Raw genomic sequence first — 17818 nt, forward strand, 5'->3', positions numbered from 1 at the left:
CCCTCCTTAACCGCGCAGCAACGGAGCGTTGCGCGAACCATAAGACAAAGCGGAAGGTGTGGCGGTCTCGCCAGCCTCGTCCGGCCCTTTACGCACCGAGTGCAACATGACCTTGATGCCAATCACCGCCAAGGTGGTATAGAGCAACAGGAAGATGGTCATACTGATCATCAAGTCCACAAAGGACAGACCAGAGGCCGCATAGTAGGTAGGCAAGACACCTTCAATCGCCCAGGGCTGACGTCCGAACTCGGCCACAAACCAGCCACATTCGATCGCAATCCAAGGCAGGGGAATGCTCCAGACCGCTGCTTTAAGCAAGCGCGGGTGACGTTGCAGTCGGTCACGCGATGCCAGCACAAAAGCCACGCCAAAGAACAGGATGAAGTACAGCCCCAGCGCCACCATCACACGGAAGCTCCAGAACAGGGGGGCAACCTGTGGCACCGTATCCCAGGCAGCCTGGGCGATGGTCTCGGTATCGGCTTTGGTAATGTCGTCCGTATAACGCTTGAGCAGCAAGGCATAGCCCAGGTCTTTCCAGTTATTGTCAAAGACGCGGCGGGCCTCGATATTGCTGTCATCAGCGCGCACCAGCTGCAGTGCCTCGTAAGCACGCAAGCCATTGGCAATACGAATCTTGGCATGTTCGACCAGTTCATTAATGCCCAGCATGGGGGTACTGACTGAGCGTGTACCGATCAAACCCATCACCCATGGAATTTCCACGGCAAAGCGGTTTTCACGGGCCTCCTGATCAGGCCAGGCCAAGAGATTAAAACTGGCAGGGGCTTCCTCGGTTTCCCACATGGATTCCATGGCTGCGATCTTCATTTGCTGGTGTTCAGTAGTCAGGTAACCACTTTCATCACCCAGCACCACCACGGACAGGGACGCTGCCAAGCCGAAACTGGCCGCTACCGTCATCGAGCGCTTGGCCAGATCAATATGGCGACCACGCAGCAAGTACCAGGCACTGATGCCCATCACGAACATGGCACCCAGGACATAGCCGGCACTGACGGTATGAACAACTTTGGCTTGCGCAACGGGATTGAGAATGACCTCGGCAAAGTCAGTCATTTCCATACGCATGGTGTGGGGGTTGAAGATGGCGCCGACCGGGTTTTGCATCCAGCCGTTAGCGACCAGAATCCATAGGGCCGACAGGTTGGTACCGATGGCAACCAGCCAGGTAACAATCAGGTGTCCCAGCTTGGAGAGGCGATCCCAGCCGAAAAAGAACAGGCCGACAAAGGTTGCTTCCAGGAAAAAAGCCATCAAACCTTCAATGGCTAGCGGTGCGCCGAAAATATCGCCTACATAGTGACTGTAATAGGCCCAGTTCATACCGAACTGAAACTCCATCACAATCCCGGTTGCGACACCCAGGGCAAAGTTAATGCCAAAGAGTACGCCCCAGAACTTGGTCATGCGGCGCCAGATGGCCTTGCCCGTCATGACATAGACGCTTTCCATAATGGCCAGCAAAAAAGACAGGCCCAGCGTCAAGGGAACAAATAAAAAGTGGAACATCGCGGTGGAAGCAAATTGCAACCGCGACAAGGTAACGACATCCAGATCAATCATGACGACCCCCAGTTTGATCAGCTTTGCGAATCTTCCCGGCGAACCCCAGCACTTTCTGAACTTTGCTACCTAAACGCATCAGATTTTGCAGGGTTTCGGGCGGTAAGTGATGAACCTCGTCAAACCAACCACAAGCCAACTCGATCAATTCCAGCATTTCGTTAATGCGCTGCTGCCCATATTCCTCTTCGTCATTGACGGGCGCTTCCATTAGGATACTTCGCAATAAGGTCAATGTGGGATCAATCTCGCGCTTACGCTTTTCCTCCACCAAAGTACGGAAAATATCCCATACATCCTTGGGAGATTCAAAGTATTCGCGGCGCTCGCCAATCTTGTGCGTCATGTTGACCAGTCGCCAGGACTGCAACTCGCGCAAGCTCATGCTGACATTGGAGCGGGAGATGCCTAGCGTTTCAGCGATCTCGTCGGCGTGGAGGGCTTCGGGGGCAATGAACAGCAGCGCATAGATCTGGCCCACCGTCCGGTTGACCCCCCAGCGCCCGCCCATCTCCCCAAAGTGCAGAATAAAACGCTCTGCCTGTGGTCCTAGATTCATGGCTTCCTGAATTTTCAGTAATTACTGAAATTACAAAACAAGACGTATCTTAACCCTAAACTATTCGGCTTGCCACTGGTCCAAGGCCATCTGACCTTACAATTTGCCTCCTGCAAATCTACATGCCAAGCAGACACTTCACGTTTACAATTTCGCCATGAATACACCGGCACTTTTAGACCCCGCACATATCCTGTCCTCGGCACAACGCACCTTCGCCATTGAAGTTGACGCGTTACAAGCGCTGGGCGGGCGTCTGGACCAAAGTTTTGTAGAAGCCACCAAACTGCTCGTGCACTGTCAGGGCCGTGTGGTGGTGACCGGCATAGGCAAGTCCGGCCACGTAGCGCGCAAGATCGCGGCTACCTTGGCCTCGACCGGCACTCCCGCTTTTTTCATGCACGCTGCCGAAGCCTTGCACGGCGACCTGGGCATGATTACCAAGCAGGACGTGGTCATTGCCATTTCCTACTCTGGGCAGGCCCAGGAACTGGTCACGGTGCTGACTGTGCTGCGCCGCATGGGCGCCAAACTGATTGCGATCACCGGCAATGCCCAGTCCGAACTGGCCCAAAATGCCGACCTGCATCTGGATGCCCATGTAGAACATGAAGCCTGCCCACTCAACCTGGCTCCCACGGCCAGTACCACAGCCGCCTTGGTATTAGGCGATGCACTGGCCGTTGCCTGCCTGGAAGCACGAGGCTTTAGCCGCGAAGACTTCGCCCGCTCCCACCCCGGTGGTGCGCTGGGCCGTCAACTACTGACGTTTGTGCGCGACATCATGCGCAGCGGCGAACAACTGCCTATCGTATCCCCCGAGACCCTGATTCCCGATGCCCTGATAGAAATGTCCAGCAAAGGCATGGGCATGACTATTGTCACGGACGCACAAGGCCACCCCGTTGGAATGTTCACCGATGGCGACCTGCGCCGCCTGATTGCTCGTGCCGGCGATATACGCAATCTGCCAGTATCTGAAGGCATGTCGCGCGAACCGCGCAGCATTGCCGCCGAAGCCCTGGCCATTGAAGCAGCCGAGCAAATGGATGCCCTGCGTATCAGCCAAATGCTGGTATTGGACACAAACGGGCTACTATTGGGAGCTCTGCACATGCACGACCTGTTGGCTGCAAAGGTAATCTGATCATGATGAATACGCCCACCATCCCGCTCCATCCCGCTGAAGCTCAAATTCTGGCCAAGCTGCCCGAGAACGTGCGCACCCAATTACGTCAGTTGCGCATGATGGTGTTTGACGTGGACGGCGTGCTGACCGACGGACGCCTGTGGTACAGCGCGAACGGCGAGGAGTTCAAGAGCTTTCACGCTCTGGACGGCCACGGTTTACGCATGCTGGGCGAAAGCGGCATTAATGTCGCCCTGATTACCGGACGCGAAAGCGGCATCGTATCGCGTCGCGCTGCCGAACTGGGCATTCCTTTTGTTTACCAGGGCGTACGCGACAAAATTGCCATCCTGACCCAGCTGGCTCAGGAAAACGGCCTGTCCCTAAGTGAAGTGGGATATATGGGCGACGATCTGATCGACTTGCCCGCCATGCAGCGCGTGGGTTTTTCCGCCAGCGTGCCTGAAGCCCCCTTCTATATCAGTCAAATTGCCAGCTGGGTAGCCACACAGCCCGCCGGCCACGGCGCAGTGCGCGAATGCTGTGATGCCATCCTGGCCTCCCAGGGTCGCCTTGCGCCCTTTATTACAGGTGGTCCTTTGAAGACCACGGGAGTCATCCAGTAATCATGCGTGACCGTCTACCCACCGTCATTTCCCTGTTGTTGCTGACCTTGCTGGTGCTGGCAACGCTGTGGGCGGTCGATTACACCCAAAGCTCGGTCGCCATTGACCCGCCGCGCCGCATTACCCACGAACCCGACTCCTGGGCGCGCGACTTCACCATGATCAGCTCCGACCAAACCGGGATGGCCATCAGCCGGCTGGATGGCAAGATTGCCTATCACTACCCGGATGACGACTCGCACGACATTACGGCCCCGCGCGCGGTCAGCAACCGGGCCGATTCGCCCCTGACCATTGCCACTTCCGACACGGCACATATGAATGCAGGCGGGGACACCATCACCATGAAAGGCAATGCCCATATTCACCGCCAGGCCACACCCGATGACGAGGCGATGGACGTGCGCAGCGAAGTGCTGATCATCCTGCCCGAAGAGGACGTGGTGTACACCAACGAACCGGCCCTGGTCGTCAACGGCCAATCCACCATGCGCGGTACCGGGATGCGTTACGATAATCGCGTTCGCCAATTGAACGTCATGTCGGAATCCGACGTTAAAATCTCCGGCCAACAAACACAAAAAGCGCGTTCTTCCAATAGCTCTAAGGATTCCCCTCCATGACCACGCCTGACAGCGCCCGCCTGGGCCACAAGCCCAAGCTCTCTCTTAGCCTTTTGCGTGGTGCCCTGGCCCTGTGCCTGAGCACTGCCAGCCTGGCTTTGCTGCCTACGGCCCCTGCTCTGGCCCAAGCGGCTGCCTCTGCTGCCGCCGAACCGGACACCTCCGTGCTGTCCGATACCCTGACTTACGACGATATTGCCAAGCAGACCATTTACAAAGGCAACATCATCCTGACCCGTGGCGCCATGACCTTGATGGCTGACCAATTGGCCATCGAGCAGGACGCGGAAGGTTTCCAGCACGGCACGGCCACGGTCAGCGAGCGCGCCCGCGTGACGATTCGTCAGGAAGACCCGGCCAAGTTTGAACTGATGGTCGCCGAAGGTGTCCGAGCTATTTACAACGGCAAAACCGAAGAGGTCGAGCTGATTGGCAAGGCAGTCGTCAATCGTTATGTTTGCGGCAAGCTGCAGGACTCTGTCCAGGGCCAGCGCATTATCTACCGCCAAAAAGATGGCACGTACCAGGCCTTTGGTGGTTCGGACTCCGCCACACGTGATGGCCGGGTCCGCTCTGTGGCCCGCCCACGCGCCAATGCCGATGCTGCTCTGGCCGAATGCCAACGCAAGTCCTCCCCCCGCAAATAGCCCGGACCCCCTTGAATCATGGTTGCTTCTAACAACCCGTCTACCCCTACTCGCGCCAGCCACTCGACCAAAGGCAGTCTGATTGCCCAGGGACTGCGCAAGACCTACGGCAAACGTACGGTCGTGCAGGATGTTTCTTTGAATGTGGAAAGCGGCGAAGTGGTGGGCCTGCTAGGCCCGAACGGGGCTGGTAAAACCACCAGCTTCTATATGATTGTGGGCATTGTGCCCGCCGATGCAGGCCGTATTGAAATTGATGGCACGCCCATTACCGCCATGCCCATGCACAAGCGGGCACGGCTGGGCCTGTCCTATCTGCCCCAGGATGCTTCCGTCTTTCGCCGCCTGACGGTCGAAGAAAACATCCGCGCCGTATTGGAGCTGCAGCTGGACGATAACGGCCGCAGCATCAGCAAGAACGACATCAACGAGCGCCTGGAAACCCTGATCAGCGAGCTGCAAATTGCGCACATTCGTCAAAATACCGCCCTATCCCTGTCTGGTGGCGAGCGCCGCCGCGTAGAAATTGCCCGCGCGCTCGCCAGCAACCCTCGTTTCATTCTGCTGGACGAACCCTTTGCCGGGGTGGACCCGATCGCCGTGATCGAAATTCAGCGCATTGTGCAATTTCTGAAAGGCCGCAATATTGGTGTGCTGATTACCGACCACAACGTGCGCGAAACCCTGGGCATCTGTGACCGCGCCTACATCATCAGCGAAGGCACGGTACTGACCAGCGGGCACCCGTCCGAGATCATCGATAACGAAGCCGTGCGCAAGGTTTACCTGGGCTCGAACTTCCGAATGTAAGCCGACTTGTGGCCCTGTAACGGGGCCTGTCGGAGCAAGGGTTTTCCTGCACACTGCAGATTGATCCAGGTCATGTTATCTGACCAACATATAGGTATACTGGAATATCCAAGATCAGTAGTAAGGAGGCTAAACACGAAGATATTCCCCCCTCTGAAACATGTTGTTTGACTACTACGGAGAGCCTATATGAGCCTTAACATCACTGGCCGTAATCTTGACATAACTCCTGCCATTCGCGACTACGTCAAAAGCAAAATTGGTCGAATTGAAAAGCACTTCGACAACGTGGTTGACTCGCAGGTTATGCTTTCCATTGAACGCCTGAAGCACAATGCCGAAGTGACCGTCCGTGTCCCCGGCAAAGATATACACTGCGCCTCTTCAGACGAAAACTTGTATGCCGCCATCGATCTGCTAGCCGACAAGATCGACCGCCAGATTCTGAAATACAAGGAAAAGGCAAACAGCCATGCGCATGAGCCCGCCAAGCGGCTCGAAGTTCCGGCAGCCTGATCACGCCGAACTGTTACAGCAGGCATAGCCGCCTGCCGACAAACCCCGTTCTTTCAGAAGTTCGGGGTTTTGTGTTTCTTGGCACAGTGTCCGCCTGTTGTTAGCCATCCAAAAAATGTTTAGCTAAAAAACATTCCCCCCTATAATGGCCGTCATGAATCTCTTGTCGCGTATTTTGCCTTTGTCCAACGTGGTTCTGGATCTTGCTGTTACCAGCAAGAAGCGCGCTTTTGAACAAGCCGGACTGATTTTCGAGAACCATCACGGCATTGCCCGGACAGCCGTTTTCCATAGCCTGATCGCTCGCGAGCGTCTGGGCTCCACTGCCCTTGGCCACGACGTAGCCGTCCCGCATGGCCGCATCAAGGACTTGAAGGAGCCTTGTGCCGTTTTCATGCGCTTGGCCGAACCGGTGCGTTTTGATGCCAGCGACGGTCGTACCGCCAGCTTGCTGTTCTTTTTGCTGGTTCCCGAAACGGCTACTCAAATTCACCTGGACCTGTTGGCCGAGATCGCCCGTTTGATGGCCGATCAGGACATCCGCCAGGCGCTGGCCCAGGAAACGGACCCTGTTCAAATCCACCAACTCCTGACCCAGACCCCTGATCTCAACGCGGAACACCCCGATGCTGACAGTTCAAGAACTGGTCAATGATAATCATGACAAGCTCGAGGTAAGCTGGGCAGCCGGAAAACAAGCTGCCCAACGCCCCATCCCCGATCTTGGCGCCTCTGCCGCGGATTTGGTCGGCCACCTGAACCTGATCCACCCTGGCCGCATTCAGGTTTTCGGTCCTGAAGAACTCTCTTTTTACAACCGCTTTGACGTCAAACGTCGCCTGCATCATCTGGATGATCTCAGGCAAGGCGGTGTTCCTGCCCTGTTCATTGCCAACGACGCCGTTGCGCCCGACGATCTGATCCAGTTTTGCGAAACCCAAGGGGTGCCGCTGCTCTACACCCCTATCGATGCGGCCCAACTGATCGATTTGCTGCGCATCTACCTGGGCAAACGTCTGGCCCCCAAAACCACCATGCATGGCGTGTTCATGGATGTGCTGGGTCTGGGCGTGCTAATTACCGGCGAATCCGGTCTGGGTAAAAGTGAACTGGCGCTGGAGCTGATCTCCCGTGGTCACGGGCTGGTCGCAGACGATGCGGTTGAGCTGTCCCGCACGGCGCCCAACATGATTGACGGCCAATGCCCGCCCCTGCTGCAGAACCTGCTGGAAGTACGCGGGCTGGGACTGCTGGACATTCGCACCATTTTCGGCGAAACCTCCGTTCGTCGTAGAATGAAGCTTAAACTAATTGTGCACCTGGTTCGTTCCAACCCCGACAGCTTCGAGCGTCTGCCTACACAGGACCAGACCCAGGAAGTGCTGGGGGTGGACATCAAACGCGTGATGCTTCAAGTGGCCGCAGGCCGGAACTTGGCCGTGCTGGTGGAAGCCGCCGTGCGCAACACCATTCTGGCCTTCCGCGGCATTGATACCATGGGCGACTTCATCGAGCGCCAGGCATTGGCTATCATGAATAGTCGCGACGACTAGGCGCTCAAGGGCCGGTTGGCACTTAACGGCCCTGACAGCTTTGTCCTGTTTCACCTAAACGCTGCCCGCCGGGCGGCGACTCGGAGCCCTTTGCCACGATGCTGAAAGTTGTATTGATTACCGGCATATCCGGTTCGGGAAAATCAGTTGCCTTGCGCCTGCTGGAAGATACCGGCTACCTGTGCATCGACAACCTGCCACCCCGATTTCTGGCCGAATTTGTCGAGCGCTCTGCCGAACAAGGGCTGGAGCGTCTGGCCGTTGCCATTGACGTGCGCGGCGCCGGTGATCTGGACATCCTTCCCGGTGTCATCAGCAAACTGAATGAAGAAGGCTACTCCCTGCGCGTCCTGTTCCTGAACGCCAGCGATCACACGCTGATGCAGCGTTACTCGGAATCACGCCGTCGTCATCCGTTGACAGACCGCTTGCGTCAGGATGGCCGCTCGCCTTCCCTGGAAGAATGTATTGCCGTTGAGCGTGAAATGACGGCCCCCTTGCGCGAGCTGGGTCACATTATCGACACTACCGACCTGACCCCTGGCCAATTGCGCGCCTGGATTCGGGATCTGGTGCAAGCCGACCGCGCCAGCGTGGTGCTGACTTTCGAATCCTTTGCCTACAAGCGTGGCGTGCCCGGCGATGCAGATCTGGTGTTCGACGTTCGCTGCCTGCCCAACCCCCACTACGACCCGGAGCTGCGCCCCATGACAGGCCGCGACGAACCAGTAGCCAAATGGCTGGCCCAGTTCGGTTCTGTCGAAACCATGGTGGATGATATTGCCGGCTTTGTACGCCGCTGGTTGCCTTTGTATATGCAGGACACCCGCAACTACCTGACGGTCGCCATTGGTTGCACCGGCGGTCAGCACCGTTCTGTGTACGTTACCGAACAACTGGCGCTGCGTTTTGCTGATTACGCCCCCTTGCTGGTGCGCCATCGCAATCAACCGCCCATTAATCCCGTCCCATGAGCCCAACTGTACGCAAACTAGGCGCCATCCTGAGCATCCTGGCCTTATTGGCCGGATGCGCATCCAGCCCCAAACGCGCCAAGCCCAAAGCCAAATCAGGGGCCACCGTTTCAGCTCCCCGAGGCGGGGGCTACTACAAGGACGATGGCCCCGACGCCCGCATCCCAGCCAATCTTCAAGCCACCCCCGACGCAGTTCCCCGAATAGAACCCATCGCCCGCAGCAATACCCGCCCCTATACCGTGCTCGGCAAAAGCTTTGTTCCCCACACTTCACACAAAGCCTTTACCCAGACCGGCACCGCCTCCTGGTACGGACGCAAGTTTCACGGCAAGAAAACAGCCAATGGCGAAACCTACGATATGTACGCCATGACGGCGGCGCATCCTACCTTGCCCATTCCCAGCTATGCCCGCGTGACCCGGCCCAAAACAGGCAAATCCGTCATTGTGCGCATTAACGACCGCGGGCCATTTCATAGCTCACGCATCATCGACTTGTCCTACGTTGCCGCCGCCAAGCTGGACTTGATTGCGCCCGGCAGCGGCACCGTGGTGGTTGAATCCATCACACAGGAAGAAATACGCAGTGGTAGTTTTGGCCGGGGTGACATTGAACTTGCCGAGGCTCCGGCTCCCAAGCCGGCTCCCGCCGCTCCGGCTCCCAAATCCAGCCTGGTGATTACCGAAAAGCTGGAGCCCACGCCGGACGCCTTGGCCGCCTTGTCTGAGCAAGACATAGAGGTGGAGCTGGACGATTCGCCTAGCTGGAGCAGCGACGCCAGCGATCAGCAGTTGATTGTGCAGTCCTCGCCCGCTGCCACCAGCAAGCCGCAGGCCCCGTCCGGCCAGAGCCGGGTCTACCTGCAATTTGGCGCTTTTTCTGCCCGTGAAAATGCGGCTGCCCTGGCACAGCAGTTGAATCGCCAGATTGCGCAGATAGAGTATCGCGATGCCCAAGTACAGATGCACAACGATCTGTACCGGGTACAAATTGGCCCGTATCAGAATCGGACCGAAGCAATTAACGCGGCTTACCGTATCCAGCAGCAAACGGGCTTGAGCCCTTCGGTTGCCGTTCGCTAAACCCAGGCGCCCTAGTCCTTGGGCGAGTTCGCCAGACCCCAGGCATACAGAACATCACGAGGAATTCCGGTCGCCTGGCTGGCAATCCGGGCTGCATCACGCAGCGAGACCTGCTCCAGCAAGGCTTTCATCCAGCGCTCTGTAGTGGCATCCAGCGCAGGTGCATCTTCGTCCACTTCGCGCACAGCGTCATGCAGAATCAGGACAAATTCACCCTGCTCGCGGTGGCTGTCTTCATCCAGCCAGGCCAAGGCCTGCCCCAAAGGCACGGTATGAATCTGCTCAAAACGCTTGCTGAGTTCACGTGCAAAAGTCAGTTCGCGCTCCGGGCCACACACCTCTTCCATATCGCGCAAGGCCGCACGCAAACGGTGAGGGGACTCAAACATCAATACCGGCATACCCAGGCTGGACCAATGCTGCAGCCACTTACGGCGCGCCACAGTTTTGGGCGGCATGAAACCAGCAAAAGCAAAAGCGGGGTTCTCGTCACTGGTTGCACCACTACCCATCAGGGCGGTAATAACTGCCGAGGCACCGGGCAAAGGAATCACCTGAAAGCCCGCCTCCCGCACTGAACGTACGACGCGAGCACCGGGGTCACTGACAGCAGGCGCACCCGCATCCGATACCAAGGCCACTCGCTGCCCCTGCTCCAGACGCTCGATAATTGCCTGAGCGGCTTGGGCCTCGTTATGGCGATGCGCCGCCATCAAAGGCGTTTGTATGCCCCAAGCCTGCAGGAAAGGACGGGTTGCCCGCGTATCCTCTGCCGCAATAATGTCGCATAGTTCCAGCGCCTGCCAGCCGCGCAGGCTAAGGTCTCCCATATTGCCAATGGGCGTGGCCACCACATACAGGCAAGACTGTGGCCAGACCTGACCTTGCACCTTGTCCATCATGCTTTGCCAGACGCCGGCATTCCCTGTTCGGTTTTCGGTATCGCTCATGCTTGATCCTGCTTATTGATCATCGTGTATCCCTATGAATCCCTTTGAATACGCTCGCCAGGCTCAAAACCGGCAACTGCGGCGCAAACAGCGTAGTCCTCCTGCAGCCAGAAAGGACAGGCCACGGCGCTCTCCCAGCCAGCAATGCGGCGACCAGGCTGAACAGCGCGCCTGCGATCATGTCACCGCGCAGGGTGCCCATATTCTGGCCCGTCAACTGGGTGCTCGCTTTGGGGAGATTGACCTGGTTCTGTGGCATCAAGATCATCTTGTCTTTCTGGAAGTGCGCCAGCGCAATCACAAGGGCTACGGCGGGGCGCTTGCCAGTGTAAACCGGGACAAGCAACGGCGCTTGATCCTGACAGCCCAACAATGGCTGCCGACGCTATGCCAGCGCTATTTCCAGGGCAGGCTGCCCGCCTGCCGATTTGACGTTATCGCCATTGAAGACGACACCCTGACCTGGATCCAGAACGCCTTCGAGCAGCGCTGAAAAATAAAAAGTAGCAAAGCCGCCCTGGGAATTTTCAGACAAGAACGCTGTCCTATACAAAAAACCCAGCCGCCACGCCGTATTTCGGCCCTGTTACAGCATCTGGTTTCAATACCGTGGCGTTTTTTTCAACATGACACGATCTGCCTGCCCCACGGGGAAATTCTCCGTGCGATAATGCGCGCTATGGACCTTATCGCCTTAATGACTTCGCATTTCGACGATTCCGTCGATACTCTCAAAGCCAGCACACGCGAACTGGCCGAACCTTTGGCCGCCGCTGTCGAGCTGTTGTTTGCCACCCTGGCCAACGACGGCAAGATTCTGGCCTGCGGAAACGGCGGATCAGCAGCCGACGCCCAGCACTTTATTGCTGAGCTGGTGGGCCGCTTTGAGCGCGACCGTTTGCCCCTGGCTGGCATTGCCTTGAATACCGACACCTCCATCATGACGGCGGTGGGTAATGACTATGGCTTTGACAGCATCTTTGAACGCCAGGTCAGTGCCTTGGGCCAGACTGGCGATATTCTGGTGGCCATCTCCACCAGCGGCAATTCGCCAAACGTAATCCGCGCCATCGAAGCGGCTCGCGAGCGCGATATGGTCATCATTGCCCTGACTGGCAAGGGCGGCGGACAAATTGCCGATCTGCTCTCGGATACCGACATCCATCTGTGCGTCCCGCACGATCGAACCATGCGTATTCAGGAAGTACACATTGTTCTGTTGCACGCCATGTGCGATGGCATTGATGCGCTGCTGCTCGGAGATCCACTATGAAACACCGTTTGATTCTGGCCGCCCTGCTGGCCAGCACTACGCTGACCGGTTGCGGTCTGCTGGTAGTTGGCGGCGCTGCTGCCACAACCGCCGTTGTCGCTACCGACCGCCGCACTACGGGCGAGCAGGTCGAGGACAAAACCATTGTCATGAAAGCCGGTGCGGAAACACGCCGCCTGCTGGAAAACAAGGAAGGCCGCATCAATACCACGTCTTACGCCGGGGTTGCCCTGCTGACGGGTGATGTGCCTACCCAGGCCGACAAGGAAGAAGCCGCTCGCCTGGTTTCCAAAGTTGATAAGGTAAACCGCGTGGTCAACGAGCTGCGTGTGGGTGAACCTACCCCCTTGAGCGTACGCTCGAACGACTCCTGGATCACCACCCGAGTCAGCACCGCCTTGCTGAACGCCAAAGACGTTCCCAGCCGCACGATCTCCACCACCACCGAGCGTGGCGTGGTCTATCTGCTGGGTCGCGTCACCCGTGAAGAAGGCGAACGCGCCGCGATTGCTGCCTCCAGCGTCCCTGGCGTGAACAAGGTGGCCAAGCTCTTTGAATACGTCAGCGCCGAAAGCCTGGCACAGCCTTTGAGCACCAATAATCAGCCAAGCAATAGTTCTGGCACAGCGGCCCCTGCATCTGAGCCTGCGCCCGCCTCCTCTGTAGAAGTCATGCCCGTCCAATGAAAAAAGTAGTCATCATTGCCCTTGCTGTTGCCATTGCCGTGGGTCTGGGCGTCTGGACCATGTCCGGCAGCACCAAGGCCAGCGCCCCGGATGTCGCCTTTACCGATCTGAATGGCAAGCACTTTGAAACCAAAGACTTGCAAGGCAAGGTCGTCCTGGTGAAATTCTGGGCCACGGACTGCACCACTTGCGTGGCGCAAATGCCTGACAACATTGAGAACTTCAATGCCATGTCCAGCAAAGGGTTCGATATTGTGGCCGTGGCCATGAAGCACGACCCCATCAACTACGTGCGCAACTTCACCCAATCCCGCCAACTGCCGTTCACGGTTGTCCATGACGACAAGGGCGAAATCGCCAAGGCTTTTGGGGACGTCCGTTTGACGCCCACTGCCTTTTTACTCGACAAACAGGGCCACATCATCAAGCGCTACCTGGGTAACTACGACAAGCAGGAATTCATTGCCACCGTCGAAAAAGCCCTGGCCAGCAGCTAAAAGCCTGTTTCTGCCCCCAGCCACATAACCCCGGGTACCAGCAGTGGACCCGGGTTTTCTTCAAGTGAGCGCATCAATGAGCACCACAGATTCGCAGAATTACTCCTCGACCGTCAAAGCAGAAGTTTTGTCCGAGGCCCTGCCCTATATTCGTCGTTTCCACGGCAAGACCGTCGTCATCAAATACGGTGGCAACGCCATGACTGAAGAAGCGTTGCAGCGCAGCTTTGCCCATGACGTCGTCTTGCTCAAGCTGGTTGGCCTGAACCCCGTTGTGGTGCACGGTGGCGGCCCCCAGATCAATGACGCGCTCAAGCGAGTGGGCAAAGAAGGCACCTTTATTCAGGGCATGCGCGTCACCGATGCAGAAACCATGGAAGTGGTGGAGTGGGTGCTGGGCGGGCAGGTGCAGCAAGACATCGTGATGATGATTAATGAAGCCGGTGGCAAGGCAGTGGGCCTGACCGGTAAAGACGGTGGCATGATTCGCGTCACCAAGAAAATGCTGCCGGATGCCGAGCATCCTGGCGAGCTGCTGGATATTGGTTTTGTGGGTGATATTGAAAGCATCCAGCCAGAAGTGGTCAAAGCCCTTCAGGACGATCAGTTCATCCCCGTGATCTCCTCAATTGGATACGGTGAGGACGGTCAGGCCTACAACATCAATGCCGACGTCGTTGCCGGCAAGATGGCCGAAGTGCTTAGCGCTGAAAAACTGGTCATGCTGACCAACACTCCCGGTGTGCTGGACAAGGCAGGTCAACTGTTGCGTCGCCTGTCAGCTCAGACCATCGACGAACTGTTCGCTGATGGCACCATCTCCGGCGGTATGCTGCCCAAGATCTCTTCGGCCCTGGATGCAGCGCGCAATGGCGTCAACTCCGTACATGTCATTGATGGCCGTGTCCCTCACTGCCTGTTGCTGGAAATCCTGACTGACCGTGGTGTGGGCACCATGATCAGCTCGCACTAATCCGTGCGCGCTCCTATCCGTGCCCATGCCTGGGCACGGCCTTTGTCAGCCTGTCAGCCAGATGAAACCATCTGGCTGTTTGATCTGGATAACACCCTGCACAATGCCTCCAAAGGCATTTTCCAGGCGATTGATGGACGCATGCGCATCGGCGTGGCGCAAACGCTGGGCGTGGATATGGATGAGGCCGACCGGCTGCGTCTGGAATACTGGAAGCGTTATGGCGCCACCATGATCGGCCTGCAACGCCACCATGGAGCAGACCCGGCGACATTCCTGAGACACGCTCACGACTTTGACGTGCCTTCCCTGATCAGCGCCGAACCAGGCCTGGCCTACCAATTGCGCCGTCTGCCTGGCTACAAACTGCTGCTGACCAATGCACCGCTGGAGTACGCACAGCGCGTCTTGAAAGCCTTGAATCTGCTGCCTGTCTTTGACGGGCTATGGGCCATCGAGCATATGCAGCTGCAAGGCCGTTATCGCCCCAAGCCCTCTCAGGCATTGATGAAGCAGGCTCTGGCCGTGCTGAAATCCCAGGCCCGCGACATTGTTCTGGTCGAAGACACCCTGCGCAATTTGAAAAGTGCCCGCCAGTTAGGGATGCAAACCATCCATATCTATAACGCAGGCACTCCATTTAGCGCTCTGTATCATGGACGCAGCCCGTATGTTGACCATCGCATCAACCGCATCGCACAACTGGTCAAGAACTGGCCACGTCCCTAGGCCTGCTTAGAACGCCAGCTGGCGCTCCCCTTGCTGAATGGTGACCCACTTCAATTCGGTCATGTCCGCAATCGAGTAGCGGCCATTTTCCTTGCCGTAGCCACTGTCCTTGAAGCCACCGAAAGGCGCATTCGGATCATCATCAAAGGAGTTGTCGTTGATGTGAACCGAACCTGCCTCGATACGCTCGGCAAAATCCATGGCCTTTTGCAGATCGTTGGTCAGAATGGCAGAGGATAAGCCGTAGGAAGTGTCATTAGCCATTTCCAGAGCATGCTCATAGTCACGCGCCTTATAAATGGCAGCCACAGGCCCAAAAGTCTCCTCGTGGTACAGATGCATGTCCGGGGTCACATCGCACAAGGCCGTAGGCTGGATCACATTGCCTTCGCGGCCACCACCTGCCAGCAAGGTTGCCCCCTTGGAGACGGCGTCCTGAATGTGGGCCTGCACAAAATCAGCCTGTTCGGAACTGATCAGCGGACCAACCGCGGTTTGTGGCAAAGCAGGATCACCAGTAGGAATACGAGCCACCTGCTTGGCAAAGGCTTCGCAGAACGCATCGTAAATGCCCTGCTCCACAATGATGCGCGAGTTGGCCATGCACACCTGGCCCTGATTGAAATAGATGCCGAAAGCGGCGGAGCGCACAGCGTAATCCAGCGTGGCATCATCCAGCACCACGACCGGGCTTTTACCACCCAACTCCAGCACAATGCGCTTTTGATGACGACCAGCCAGATCCGCCAGGATACGACCCACTCGAGCCGAGCCCGTGAAAGTCACCAGTTTGACGCGCGGATCAGAGAACAAGGTATCGCCCAGAGCTTCGTCGGTGGTCAGCAGAACGGTCAACACACCGGGAGGCAGACCGGCTTCTTCCAGAATCTCGGCAAACATCAAGGCAGCCATAGGCGTATGCGGCGAAGGCTTCAGGATGAAGCTGTTACCCGCCGCCAGTGCCGGGGCCAACTTCTTGCCATTGAGCAGCAAAGGTGCATTGAAAGGCCCGATCCCAGCCACCACGCCCAAAGGACGACGAATGCTCATGGAAATACGCCCTGGCAGGTCCGACGGCATGGTTTCACCCCGAATATCGCGGGTCTGACCGGCGGCAATACGGAAGGTGCTGACGATGTAATCGCACTCGAACATGGCCTTGCCAAAGACGTTACCGCCCTCTTCAACCAGCACACGCACGATGTCGTCGCGACGGCGTTCCACAATGTCGGCCGCACGGCACAAAATCGCTTCACGTTCACGGGCCAGCATCTTGCCCCAGATGCGCTGTGCACGTTCTGCACTGGCTAGCGCTTCTTCAATGTCCTGCTTGGTCGCCAGAAAAACGCGAGCCAGCGGTTTGCCCGTATAGGGATTGACCAGGTCCTTATGCAACTGATCTTCTGATTTCCAGGCCTGTCCGTTGATGTAGGGGTAGACCTGCTTTAGCTGCTCTGTCATGACTGCTCCTTTCCTGTGTTGTCTCCAGGTGCGCTTTGGGCACCCTTCATGGTTAAACCCGATAGCCACCGAGGTGCGCCATAGCTCACCATGCAGTACTGTCTTAGATACTATTCTTGAGCCGAATGCCTCTCTGTGTCGTGGACTGGGGCGCAGCCCAATCTGGACAATGGCGCAGAAGACGGAAAAAAACGCATGAGCACGAACTACCACTGGGATACGCAGGCTTTGCCACCCGGACAAGGCGCCAAGCTCTGGACTCAAGCCATTTCACTGTCCTTTCAGCATGTGCAAACGCAGTGCCACGGACAAAACTTTCATGGCACCTTGCGCTCGCAACGTCTGGGGGAGGTAGCGATCAACCGGCTGACCGCTCAGCCCTATCGGGTCAGCACAAGCAGGCCGCAAACGGATCAGCCCTGGTTGTTCTTGAATGTGCATCAACAAGGCCACTGCCGCCTGATTCAGAACGGGCGTGAGCAATGGCTCCCCGCCGGGAGCCTGAGCCTGAATATAGGCACCAGCCCCTTCACACTGGATTTTGTGGACGAGGTCATCATGACCACGCTGCGTTTGCCGCTGGAGGGGCTGTTGCCCTATACCGGCCCTTTGAATGACGTGGTCGCCCAGCCCCTGGCGCAAGGCGCCAGCCTGCACTTGCTGGAACACTATCTGCAAGGCTTGCTGCTGTCTGCCGATGACTTGCGGGCGAATCAGCACGATCAGGCCTGGCGTTGTCTGCGCGACCTGCTGGCCATGAGCATTAACGAGCGGCGCTCTGCCCCGCCTGCTCCAAGCGCGGCTCGGTACGAAGATGCACTGGGCTATCTGTCTGATCGACTAGGTGATCCCGCTTTGAATATTGCGGCCCTGTCCAAGCACCTGGGTATGGCACCGCGTACCGTTCAGGAACTGTTCAAAGCACAGGGAAGTACTTTTACAGCCCAGTTAATGCAGCTGCGGCTTGATGCAGCGGCACAGCTGCTGCGCCAGACACCGTCCAACACGGTGGCGCAAATAGCCTATTCAGTGGGATTTTCGGATCTGTCTTACTTTCACCGCCAATTTAGACGGCGCTTTGGCATCACGCCGGGCCATTTTCATGCTCATGGCCTGAAGTCGTGAAGCAGAGATCAG

Annotated in this window: 21 protein-coding genes; 17 read left to right on the forward strand and 4 right to left on the reverse strand. The window is 57.3% G+C overall.

Translation table 11 applies throughout. The features are described from left to right. Positions 1–6: 6 nt before the first annotated feature. Positions 7–1590, reverse strand: coding sequence for a cytochrome ubiquinol oxidase subunit I (locus OSH04_RS09205; RefSeq protein WP_009458662.1), 1584 nt, complete (start codon positions 1588–1590; stop codon positions 7–9). After that, a complete protein-coding gene (locus OSH04_RS09210; protein ID WP_009458660.1) occupies positions 1583–2149 on the reverse strand; it encodes a GbsR/MarR family transcriptional regulator in 567 nt (188 codons plus the stop codon). The genes OSH04_RS09205 and OSH04_RS09210 overlap by 8 nt, the downstream gene beginning before the upstream one ends. 157 nt (positions 2150–2306) lie before the next feature. Between OSH04_RS09210 and OSH04_RS09215 the strand changes: the two genes are divergently transcribed. From OSH04_RS09215 to OSH04_RS09260, 10 genes are all read left to right on the forward strand, one after another. Then, on the forward strand, positions 2307–3296 hold the full coding sequence (locus tag OSH04_RS09215) for a KpsF/GutQ family sugar-phosphate isomerase (RefSeq protein WP_021447172.1): 990 nt from the start codon (positions 2307–2309) through the stop codon (positions 3294–3296). Between the two features lie 2 nt (positions 3297–3298). Then, on the forward strand, positions 3299–3904 hold the full coding sequence (locus OSH04_RS09220; RefSeq protein WP_080748003.1) for a KdsC family phosphatase: 606 nt from the start codon (positions 3299–3301) through the stop codon (positions 3902–3904). A gap of 2 nt (positions 3905–3906) precedes the next feature. Then, entirely contained in the window at positions 3907–4527 is a 621-nt protein-coding gene (gene lptC, locus OSH04_RS09225; protein ID WP_060185340.1) for an LPS export ABC transporter periplasmic protein LptC, read from the forward strand. Further along, entirely contained in the window at positions 4524–5174 is a 651-nt protein-coding gene (gene lptA / locus OSH04_RS09230; protein WP_060185341.1) for a lipopolysaccharide transport periplasmic protein LptA, read from the forward strand. The genes lptC and lptA overlap by 4 nt, the downstream gene beginning before the upstream one ends. Before the next feature lie 18 nt (positions 5175–5192). Continuing rightward, entirely contained in the window at positions 5193–5984 is a 792-nt protein-coding gene (gene lptB, locus OSH04_RS09235; RefSeq protein ID WP_009458653.1) for an LPS export ABC transporter ATP-binding protein, read from the forward strand. Positions 5985–6173: 189 nt separating this feature from the next. Then, entirely contained in the window at positions 6174–6500 is a 327-nt protein-coding gene (gene hpf / locus OSH04_RS09240) for a ribosome hibernation-promoting factor, HPF/YfiA family (protein ID WP_009458652.1), read from the forward strand. A 154-nt stretch (positions 6501–6654) separates the two neighbouring features. Further along, a complete protein-coding gene (locus tag OSH04_RS09245; RefSeq protein WP_051316301.1) occupies positions 6655–7155 on the forward strand; it encodes a PTS sugar transporter subunit IIA in 501 nt (166 codons plus the stop codon). After that, positions 7127–8053, forward strand: coding sequence for an HPr(Ser) kinase/phosphatase (gene hprK / locus OSH04_RS09250; RefSeq protein WP_009458650.1), 927 nt, complete (start codon positions 7127–7129; stop codon positions 8051–8053). The genes OSH04_RS09245 and hprK overlap by 29 nt, the downstream gene beginning before the upstream one ends. Before the next feature lie 98 nt (positions 8054–8151). Continuing rightward, positions 8152–9027 (forward strand): RNase adapter RapZ, encoded by an 876-nt coding sequence (rapZ, locus tag OSH04_RS09255; RefSeq protein ID WP_009458649.1) that lies wholly within the window; start codon positions 8152–8154, stop codon positions 9025–9027. Then, positions 9024–10112 carry a septal ring lytic transglycosylase RlpA family protein gene (locus tag OSH04_RS09260; RefSeq protein ID WP_035270291.1) on the forward strand — a complete coding sequence of 363 codons (1089 nt, stop codon included), beginning with the start codon at positions 9024–9026 and terminating at the stop codon, positions 10110–10112. Before rapZ ends, OSH04_RS09260 begins: the two co-directional genes overlap by 4 nt. Before the next feature lie 11 nt (positions 10113–10123). Here the strand turns inward: OSH04_RS09260 and rsmI are convergent, their stop codons facing one another. Beyond that, the gene (gene rsmI, locus OSH04_RS09265) at positions 10124–11062 is read right to left on the reverse strand and encodes a 16S rRNA (cytidine(1402)-2'-O)-methyltransferase (protein WP_266108316.1); all 939 of its coding nucleotides are present in this window, start codon (positions 11060–11062) and stop codon (positions 10124–10126) included. 34 nt (positions 11063–11096) lie between these two features. Here rsmI and OSH04_RS09270 point away from each other — a divergent pair, with 34 nt between their 5' ends. The 6 genes from OSH04_RS09270 to OSH04_RS09295 all read left to right on the forward strand — a co-directional run bounded on the left by OSH04_RS09270 (position 11097) and on the right by OSH04_RS09295 (position 15220). Then, positions 11097–11555 (forward strand): YraN family protein, encoded by a 459-nt coding sequence (locus tag OSH04_RS09270; RefSeq protein ID WP_266108317.1) that lies wholly within the window; start codon positions 11097–11099, stop codon positions 11553–11555. Positions 11556–11741: 186 nt separating this feature from the next. Then, entirely contained in the window at positions 11742–12335 is a 594-nt protein-coding gene (locus tag OSH04_RS09275; protein ID WP_009458645.1) for a phosphoheptose isomerase, read from the forward strand. Continuing rightward, positions 12332–13021, forward strand: coding sequence for a BON domain-containing protein (locus OSH04_RS09280; protein WP_266108318.1), 690 nt, complete (start codon positions 12332–12334; stop codon positions 13019–13021). The genes OSH04_RS09275 and OSH04_RS09280 overlap by 4 nt, the downstream gene beginning before the upstream one ends. Then, positions 13018–13518, forward strand: coding sequence for a peroxiredoxin family protein (locus tag OSH04_RS09285; RefSeq protein WP_060185346.1), 501 nt, complete (start codon positions 13018–13020; stop codon positions 13516–13518). Before OSH04_RS09280 ends, OSH04_RS09285 begins: the two co-directional genes overlap by 4 nt. A 76-nt stretch (positions 13519–13594) precedes the next feature. After that, on the forward strand, positions 13595–14491 hold the full coding sequence (argB, locus tag OSH04_RS09290) for an acetylglutamate kinase (protein ID WP_009458643.1): 897 nt from the start codon (positions 13595–13597) through the stop codon (positions 14489–14491). 3 nt (positions 14492–14494) lie between these two features. Then, positions 14495–15220 (forward strand): pyrimidine 5'-nucleotidase, encoded by a 726-nt coding sequence (locus OSH04_RS09295; RefSeq protein WP_035270278.1) that lies wholly within the window; start codon positions 14495–14497, stop codon positions 15218–15220. A 6-nt stretch (positions 15221–15226) separates the two neighbouring features. Here the strand turns inward: OSH04_RS09295 and OSH04_RS09300 are convergent, their stop codons facing one another. After that, a complete protein-coding gene (locus OSH04_RS09300) occupies positions 15227–16681 on the reverse strand; it encodes an aldehyde dehydrogenase family protein (protein WP_266108319.1) in 1455 nt (484 codons plus the stop codon). A 195-nt stretch (positions 16682–16876) separates the two neighbouring features. Here OSH04_RS09300 and OSH04_RS09305 point away from each other — a divergent pair, with 195 nt between their 5' ends. Then, positions 16877–17806 (forward strand): AraC family transcriptional regulator, encoded by a 930-nt coding sequence (locus OSH04_RS09305; RefSeq protein WP_266108320.1) that lies wholly within the window; start codon positions 16877–16879, stop codon positions 17804–17806. Positions 17807–17818 lie beyond the last annotated feature (12 nt).

It is taken from the genome of Alcaligenes nematophilus (assembly GCF_026344155.1).
GTDB classification, from domain to species: domain Bacteria; phylum Pseudomonadota; class Gammaproteobacteria; order Burkholderiales; family Burkholderiaceae_B; genus Alcaligenes; species Alcaligenes phenolicus.